11 protein-coding genes are annotated in these 7941 nt (G+C 64.0%); 5 read left to right on the top strand and 6 right to left on the bottom strand.

Annotation, left to right across the window (positions count from 1 at the left end):
• A partial coding sequence (locus VMS96_05035; protein ID HVP42771.1) for a hypothetical protein occupies nt 1-197 on the top strand: 197 nt, incomplete at its 5' end.
• An 88-nt stretch (nt 198-285) separates the two neighbouring features.
• Here VMS96_05035 and VMS96_05030 read toward each other — a convergent pair.
• Nucleotides 286-546 carry a hypothetical protein gene (locus tag VMS96_05030; GenBank protein ID HVP42770.1) on the bottom strand — a complete coding sequence of 87 codons (261 nt, stop codon included), beginning with the start codon at nt 544-546 and terminating at the stop codon, nt 286-288.
• 90 nt (nt 547-636) lie between these two features.
• Between VMS96_05030 and VMS96_05025 the strand changes: the two genes are divergently transcribed.
• Nucleotides 637-801 (top strand): FmdB family zinc ribbon protein, encoded by a 165-nt coding sequence (locus VMS96_05025; GenBank protein HVP42769.1) that lies wholly within the window; start codon nt 637-639, stop codon nt 799-801.
• Nucleotides 802-999: 198 nt separating this feature from the next.
• Complete coding sequence (locus VMS96_05020; GenBank protein ID HVP42768.1) at nt 1000-1545, top strand: DUF2911 domain-containing protein; 546 nt, start codon at nt 1000-1002, stop codon at nt 1543-1545.
• 83 nt (nt 1546-1628) lie between these two features.
• On the opposite strand, the gene gcvPB is transcribed toward VMS96_05020, so the two are convergent.
• Genes gcvPB through gcvT form a run of 4 tightly spaced genes read right to left on the bottom strand, consistent with a single transcriptional unit; the run spans nt 1629 to nt 6132 of the window.
• Nucleotides 1629-3137 carry an aminomethyl-transferring glycine dehydrogenase subunit GcvPB gene (gene gcvPB / locus VMS96_05015; GenBank protein ID HVP42767.1) on the bottom strand — a complete coding sequence of 503 codons (1509 nt, stop codon included), beginning with the start codon at nt 3135-3137 and terminating at the stop codon, nt 1629-1631.
• Nucleotides 3134-4516, bottom strand: a complete 1383-nt coding sequence (gene gcvPA / locus VMS96_05010) for an aminomethyl-transferring glycine dehydrogenase subunit GcvPA (protein HVP42766.1) — start codon at nt 4514-4516, stop codon at nt 3134-3136. The genes gcvPB and gcvPA overlap by 4 nt, the downstream gene beginning before the upstream one ends.
• 57 nt (nt 4517-4573) lie before the next feature.
• On the bottom strand, nt 4574-4975 hold the full coding sequence (gcvH, locus tag VMS96_05005) for a glycine cleavage system protein GcvH (GenBank protein HVP42765.1): 402 nt from the start codon (nt 4973-4975) through the stop codon (nt 4574-4576).
• A 17-nt stretch (nt 4976-4992) separates the two neighbouring features.
• Complete coding sequence (gcvT, locus tag VMS96_05000) at nt 4993-6132, bottom strand: glycine cleavage system aminomethyltransferase GcvT (GenBank protein ID HVP42764.1); 1140 nt, start codon at nt 6130-6132, stop codon at nt 4993-4995.
• A gap of 206 nt (nt 6133-6338) precedes the next feature.
• Between gcvT and VMS96_04995 the strand changes: the two genes are divergently transcribed.
• Together VMS96_04995 and VMS96_04990 are read left to right on the top strand one after the other, a co-directional pair.
• Nucleotides 6339-6548: a hypothetical protein gene (locus tag VMS96_04995; GenBank protein ID HVP42763.1), complete on the top strand. Its 210-nt coding sequence runs from the start codon at nt 6339-6341 to the stop codon at nt 6546-6548.
• A gap of 16 nt (nt 6549-6564) precedes the next feature.
• A complete protein-coding gene (locus VMS96_04990; protein ID HVP42762.1) occupies nt 6565-7116 on the top strand; it encodes a GNAT family N-acetyltransferase in 552 nt (183 codons plus the stop codon).
• Here VMS96_04990 and VMS96_04985 read toward each other — a convergent pair.
• Nucleotides 7109-7941 (bottom strand): methylmalonyl-CoA mutase family protein (locus VMS96_04985; GenBank protein HVP42761.1); only part of this gene is annotated, 833 nt, incomplete at its 5' end. The two genes, VMS96_04990 and VMS96_04985, sit on opposite strands and share 8 nt — an antisense overlap.

The following is a 7941-nucleotide window of genomic DNA, read 5'->3' as shown; positions in this document are numbered from 1 at the left end:
TGTACGCGCAGACCGCCTTCGAGAAGATCGAGTCCTGCGCCCGCAAGGTGGTGGCGGCCTGCGCCGAGGGCGACATGCTGCGCACCCAGATGGCGATCGTGAAGCGGCTCTCCAAGTTCGAGCCGGTCAACGTCGTCTCCCTGCGGCAGCAGATCGCCGACCGCGTCACCGAAACCGGCAAGTACGTGATCGCGTAACCCTAGGGGCGTCCTGCTGAGCGGCTTCTGCCGCGAAGCATCTCGCGTGAACACGCGGGATCCTTCGCTTCGCTCAGGATGACGCCCTCTATTTTTCCTTGGTTTTCTTCAGCTCTTCCATCACACTGCTGACCACGATCTTGGAGTCGTTCAGCAGCTTCATGATCAGTTCGACGTCCATGGCCGGGCGGTTGGGGTAGCGGTTGCTCTGGCAATAGACGCCGTGCTGCCCCACCAGGCTGAGGGCGTCGGTCAGCAGGTCAAGGGTGACCGCCAGCCGCCCCCGCGGCACCCCCATCATGGTCTCGTATCTCTCCAGCTCTTGCTGTCGTTCCTCGAACACGGACATGGCACGATTTTACGTGAGCCCATCACTTCATTCCTCTTGCCATAAGGATTAGAATGCCCGTGTACAAATGTCCTTCCTGGGGAGGCCTGCATGCCCCGTTACGAGTACATTTGCCACGCCTGCGAGAAAGAGTTCGAGAAGATCCTCACCCTCCACGAGTACGAGAAAGGCGAGATCGCCTGCCCTTATTGCGGCAGTGACAAGGTGGAACAGGAGGCCGCCGCCTTCTTCGCGGTGACCGCCAAGAAGAGTTGACCCGCACCCCTGCCAGGACATCCTTTGCGCCGAGGGTGTGGTGTACGCTCACCAATCGCGGGCGGGAGCGTCTAATCCAGCAGTTCTCCCTTTGCTCGCAGCACGGGGGACCTTGCGGTCCCCCATTTTTCATGCGGTTGCGAGAAAGGCGCGCACCTCCGATAATTGTCGTCCTGAATCCACTCGACGAGGCTAGACATGCGCAAGTTATCCATCGCTCTGTTGGTCACGCTCGCCTTGACACTCGCGGCCGCGCAGCAGGACAAGAGCAAGCGCCCAAGCCCTCCCGGCACCGCTGAGGTCACGCTTAGCGGCCACAAGATAACTGTGGACTACAGCCGCCCCAAGATCGCCGACCCCAAGACCGGCCAGCCGCGCAAGATCTTCGGGGGACTTGTGCCGTTCGGCCAGGTCTGGCGCACCGGCGCCAACGACGCCACCTCCCTGAAGACCGATGTCGCGCTCGACATCGGTGGTACCGCCGTGCCGGCCGGCAGCTACACGCTCTTCACACTGCCCTCGGAGAGCGGCTGGAAGCTGATCGTCAATAGACAGACCGGTCAGTGGGGAACAGAATACGATCCGAAGCAGGACTTGGCCCGCATCCCCATGAAGGGTGGAAAGATCGACAAGACGGTGGACCCGTTCACCATCTCATTCGACAAGAAGAGCGACAGCGAAGCGACCCTGCACCTTGCCTGGGAGAGCACCGACGTGTGGGTCGGGGTGAAGCTTAAGAGGTAAGCACGAAGGTGGTAGGCGATAGCCGGTAGAAGTAGGAACCGGGCTCCTACCACCTCCTCGCTACGCCCTACCAACTCCTCAGATCAATCGGCCGCGGTCTTTGCCTGCTGCGGCTTCCAGCGCAGTACCGGCTGGCGCGCCGCCCGCACTTCGTCCAGTCTCCGCACCCGCGTGGTATGCGGAGCTTCGAGCACGATGTTCGGGTCCTCCTCGACTTCCTTCGCGATCGCCTGCAGGGCTTCGACCATCAGGTCGATCTCCTCCTTCGACTCGCTCTCGGTGGGCTCGATCATCAGCGCCCCGTGAACGATCAGCGGAAACGAGACGGTGTAGGGATGGAAGCCATAATCGATCAGCCGCTTGGCGATGTCGCCGGTCTTCACCCCTTTGGCGGTCTGCAGGCGGTCGCTGAAAACGACCTCGTGCATGGTCGGGGTCTTGTACGGCAGGTCGTAGACGCCTTCCAGCTTCTTGCGGATGTAGTTTGCGCCCAGCACGGCGTCCTCGGTGCTCTGCCGCAGGCCGTCGGGGCCGTTGGCCATGATGTAGGCCAGCGCCCGCACTAGCATGCCGAAGTTCCCGTAGAACGCCCGCACCCGCCCGATGGATTGCGGACGGTCGTAATCGAAGCCCAGCGTCCCGTCTTTCTTGGTCACGACCACCGGCACCGGCAGGAACGGCTCCAGGTGCTGCGTGCACAGCACCGGGCCCGACCCCGGACCGCCGCCCCCGTGAGGCGTCGAGAACGTCTTGTGCAGGTTCAAGTGCATGACGTCCACCCCGAAGTCACCCGGGCGCGCCTTGCCGACCAAGGCGTTCATGTTGGCGCCGTCCATGTAGAGCAGGCCGCCCTTCTGGTGCATGATCTCGGCGACCTTGTGGATCTCCTGCTCGAACACGCCCAGGGTGTTGGGGTTGGTGACCATCAGCGCTGCTACGTCCTCGTTCATCTGTGCCACCAGGGACGGGATGTCCACCATGCCCGCGGCGTTCGACTTCAGGTTCTCGACCCCGTAGCCGCAGATGGCGGCGGTCGCGGGGTTGGTCCCGTGCGCCGAGTCCGGGATCAGGATCTTCCTGCGCGGGTTCCCCTTGCTCTCCAGGTAGGCCCGGATGAGCATGATGCCGGTCATCTCGCCGTGGGCGCCCGCTGCCGGCTGCAGCGTCACTCCCTCCATGCCGCAGATCTCCAGCAGGCACTTCGACAGCACCTTCAGGATCAGCAGCGCGCCCTGCGAGATCTTCTCCGGCTGGTAGGGATGCGAGTTGGCCATGCCTTCCAGCCGGGCCACGAATTCGTTCACCCGCGGGTTGTACTTCATGGTGCAGGAGCCCAAGGGGTAGAGCCCGGTGTCCACGCCGTAGTTCCAGGTGGAAAGACGGGTGAAGTGGCGGATGACCTCGATCTCGCTGACCTCGGGCATATTGCCCAGGTCGCGCCGTGCTGCCCGTCCCAACTCCTTGTCCGGATCGACTTCCGGCACGTCCAGCGGCACCAGTTTGTAGGCGAACTTGCCCGGCGAGGATTTCTCGAAGATCAGGCCCTCGTTCTGGTTCACGTGCTCCGTGGCTTTGCGGATGCGGTCTTTCATCGGCTCACCGCCTTCACTGCCGCGTCGATCGCCTGCTTGCTCAGCAGCTCCGTGCAGCACCAGAGCGCCGCGTTGCCCAGCTCGGGGTAGAACTTCTTCAGCGGGAAGCCGCCGACGATCTTCTCTTCCAGCAGCCGGTCGTTCACCGCATGCGGGTCTTCGTTCGTGACCACCACGAACTCATTGAACCGCGGCGCGCCGTCGAACAGCACCTTGGCCTTGCGGGCAAACTCGGCGCGCGCGTACTTGGCCTTGGCCAGGTTCTGCAGCGCCAGCTCCCGCAGTCCCTCGCGCCCGTGGATGGTCATGAAGATGTTGGCCATCAGCGCCACCAGGGCCTGGTTGGTGCAGATGTTCGAGGTAGCCTTCTCGCGCCGGATGTGCTGTTCGCGGGTGGACAGCGTCAGGCAGAAGCCGCGCTTGCCGTCGCGGTCCAGCGTCTGGCCCACCAGCCGCCCGGGGATCTGGCGCACGTACTTCTCTTTGGTGCCGATCACCCCGCAGTAGGGACCGCCGAAGCCCGTGGGGATGCCGAACGCCTGCGCTTCCATGCACACGATGTCGGCTTCCGCCGGCGGCTTCACGATGCCCAGCGACACCGCCTCGGCGATGGAGACCACCAGCAGCGCCCCCTTGCGCTGCACGATGTCGGCCACCGTCTCGACTTCCTCGATCGTGCCGAAGAAGTTTGGAGACTGGATGAGCACGCAGGCCGTGTCGGAGGTGACCGCCGCATCCAGCGCTTTCAGGTCCACACGGCCATCGTCGCCGAAGCCGACCGTGGTGATGGGCAGGCCCTGGTAGTGGGCATAGGTCTTCAGCACATCGCGGTATTCCGGATGGACGCTCTTGGCCACCACCGCTCCCCGGCGTCCGGTCACGCGTACCGCCATCATCACCGACTCCGGCACGGCGGTCGAGCCGTCGTACATGGAAGCGTTGGCGACCTCCATGCCGGTCAGCTCACAGACCATGGTCTGGAACTCGAAGATGGCCTGCAGCGTGCCTTGCGAGATCTCCGGCTGGTAGGGGGTGTAGGCGGTGAAGAACTCACCCCGCGAGATGAGCATGTCGATCACCACCGGCCGGTAGTGGTTGTGGGCCCCGGCACCCAGGAAGATCTTGAACCCCGCCGCGTTCTCCGCCGAGCGCTGCCGGAAGTATTCGACAATCTCGGCTTCCGAGAAGGCGGGCGCGATGTTGAGGTCGCCCTTCACCCGGAACTCGGCGGGGATGGGCGCGAACAGCTCGTCGATCGAGCTGATGCCGATCTCCTGCAGCATGACCTCCCGGTCGGCCGCCGATTTCGGCAGGTAGCGCATCACGGTATCGAGCCGGGACGCCGCCTGGCGTTCCGGCTCGTCGATCGCTGTCTTCATAGATGAAAACTCCTGCTGCTGGGAATGAGTGCATGGGCCCGGGCCGCCGCAGCGCGGCTAGCCGCGCTCCGCGGCGTACTTCTCGTAGTCAGCGGCCGACATCAGGCTGTCGGACTGCTTGGTCAACTTCACCTTGATCATCCACGCGCCGTAGGGGTCGCTATTGATCTTCTCCGGCGCATCCGTCAGTTCGCCATTGACTGCGGTGACGGTCCCGGACACCGGCGAGTACAACTCGCTCACCGCCTTCACCGACTCTACCGTGCCGAAGCTCTTGCCCACCTCGACCGTGGCGCCCGGCTTGGGCAGCTCCACGAACACGATGTCGCCCAGCGCGTTCTGGGCGTAGTCGGTGATGCCCACCGTGCCCGTGTCACCTTCAACCTTCAGCCACTCGTCTTCTTTGGTGTATTTCAGCTCTTTGGGATAGTTCATCGCTTGCTCTCTTGTCTCCGACATGGTGTCCTGCCATGAAACTAGGATTTTCGGGCCCGTTTATAAAAAGGAGTCGGTATGACTTTGGCCTTCACCTTCTGGTTGCGGATCTCCACGCCCACCACCGTGTCCAGCGCCGATTTCTCCGGCGGCACGTAGGCCAGCGCGATGTTCTTCTTCAGGAACGGAGCGAAGGAGCCGCTGGTCACGTAGCCGATCTCGGCTTCTCCGTCGAACACTTTGTAGCCGTCGCGGGCGATGCCGCGCTCGATCATCTCCAGCCCCACCAGCGCGCGCCTCACCCCCGCGGCCTTGGTCTTTTCCAGTACCTGCCTGCCGATGAAATCGGGCTTCTCCATCTTGCACCAGCGATCGAGCCCCGCCTCCCACACGTTGATCTTCTCGCTGATCTCGTGCCCGTAGAGCGCCATCTTGCCTTCCAGGCGCAGGGTGTTGCGGGCGCCCAGCCCGCAGGGTAGGATGCCGAACTCCTTGCCCGCCTCCAGCACCTCACGCCACACCCGGGCGCTGGTTTTCTCGTCCGACGGGATGTAGATCTCGAAGCCGTCTTCGGCGGTATAGCCGGTGCGGGCGATCATCCGGTCCTTCAGGCCGCACACCGTACCGAACGTGAACCAGTAGTTCTTGATCTTCGACAGGTCCACGTCAGTGAGCTTCTGCAGCACCTCCACCCCGCGCGGCCCCTGGATGGCGAGCTGGGTGAAGTCATCGCTCTCATGCGTTGCTTTACAGTCGAAGCCTTTCACGCTTTCGCTCACCCAGGCCCAGTCCTTCTCCCGGGTGCCTGCGTTGATGACGAATAGAAATTCGTGCTCCCCAACTTTGTGCACGATGACGTCGTCCACGAAGGTGCCTTCCGGATAGAGCAGCGCCGAATAGTGCGCCTGGCCGATCTGCAGCTTCGAGGCGTCGTTCATCGAGATGTGCTGGACCGCCTCCAGCGCCTGGCGGCCGCTGACCCGGATGTCACCCATGTGGCTGACGTCGAACACGCCCACTCTTGTCCGGACAGCCATATGCTCATTGAGAACACCCGCCGGCGACGGGTACTCGACCGGCATGTCCCAGCCGCCGAAATCGACCATCTTGGCGCCCATCTGGCGATGGACGGGATTGAGGGCGGTCTTGCGCAGAGCCGTGGCTTCGACCGTGGACGACAAGGGCGACTCCTGTTCGGGGCGGCGTGGGATCGAAGAACCCCGTACGTTAACACGCGGTTTTTCGAGGGTCAATGCAGCCGCCGCACTCCCCGGACGGCAGCGCAGGGTACCGCCGATCCAACCCCGATTCTGTGACGGCAATCACAGTTAGGCCCAAAAATCGACGTGGCGCAGCGGGGGGACCGCGTCCGCGACGGGAGACCCTTGTGCTTTGCCCTCCCCCGCGCTACCCTCCGCCCATGGCCGAAAAGTTCCTCTGCATGCTGTGCGACAAGCCGGAGTCGGAGTGCAAATGCGACCGTTACTGTGCCCTCTGCCAGGGCTCGCATGACGTCCGCCTGGTCCAGGACGGCCAGTACATGTGCCGGGATTGCCGTGAAGCCTGCGACTACGAAGCCGAAGCGCTCACCGAGTAAACACCCTCCTGCATTCGTGTTCCGTGCAGCCACCGCTGCCCGCTGGGCCGATGTCGAGAAGCTGTTCGGGCCGCGTGGCGCCTGTGCCGGCTGCTGGTGCATGGTCTGGCGTCTCACCCGCGCGCAGTTCAAGAACGGCCAGGGCGAGGGGAACCGCCGCGCTTTTCGCAAGCTCTTACGTTCCGGCGCGGAGCCGGGGGTGCTGGCCTATGCCGATGGCAAGCCGGTCGGCTGGTGTGCCGTCGCTCCCCGCGAGGATTTCTCGTTCCTGGAACGCTCCCGTGTGCTGGCGCCGCTGGACGACCAGCCGGTCTGGTCCATCACCTGCCTGTTCGTCGCCAAGGAATGGCGCCGCCGTGGCCTGAGCACGCAGCTGATCGAGGCCGCGGTGAAACTGGCCCGCAAGCACGGCGCGAATGTCGTAGAAGCCTATCCCCAGGACGTGAAAGGCACGTGGCCCGCGGCCTTCATCTGGACGGGCGTGACCCCCGCATTCAAGAAGGCCGGGTTCAAGGTCGCCGGCCGGCGATCGCCGAAGCGGCCCATCATGCGCATCCGCACTAGATGACGACCGTCTCCTTGTACTCGCCGAAGACCGCGCGCAGGGTGTCGGAGATCTCGCCCACCGTGCAATAGCTCTCGACCGCCTTGATGATTTGGGGCATCAGGTTGTCGCCGTTGCGGGCTGCGTCGCCCACTTTGTCGAGCGCCGCCTTCCAGCGCTGCGGGTCGCGCTTCGCCCGCACCGCCCGCACCCGCTCCACCTGCTTGCGCTCCAGGTCCGGGTCGATGCGCAGGATGGGGATCTCCTTCTCTTCCTCGAGCTGGAAGCGGTTCACGCCCACTACCACGCGCTCCAGTTGGTCCACCTGCTTCTGGAAGTCGTAGGCGGCGTTCTGGATCTCCGCCTGCACGTAGCCGCGCTCGATGGCCTTGAGCATGCCGCCCATGGCGTCGATCTTCTCGACGTACTCCTGGGCCCGCTTCTCGATCTCGCTGGTCTGTGACTCGACGAAATACGACCCGCCGAAGGGATCGATGGTGTGCGGTACCCCCGACTCGTAGGCGATGATCTGCTGCGTGCGCAGCGCGATGCGGGCCGCCTCCTCGGTGGGCAGGGCCAGGGCTTCGTCGAAGGAATTGGTGTGCAGCGACTGCGTCCCGCCCAGCACCGCCGCCAGCGCCTGCAGCGCGGTGCGCACGATGTTGATCTCCGGCTGCTGCGCGGTCAGAGTCACGCCCCCGGTCTGGGTGTGGAAGCGCAGCATCCACGATTTCGGGTTCTTGGCGTGGAAGCGCTCGCGCATGATGCGCGCCCACATCCGCCGCGCCGCCCGGAACTTCGCCACTTCCTCCAGGAAGTTGGAATGGCAGGCGAAGAAGAACGACAGCC

It is taken from the genome of Terriglobales bacterium, assembly GCA_035543055.1.
Lineage (GTDB): Bacteria > Acidobacteriota > Terriglobia > Terriglobales > Acidobacteriaceae > JAIQFD01.
This window is presented reverse-complemented; position numbering and strand designations above follow the sequence as displayed.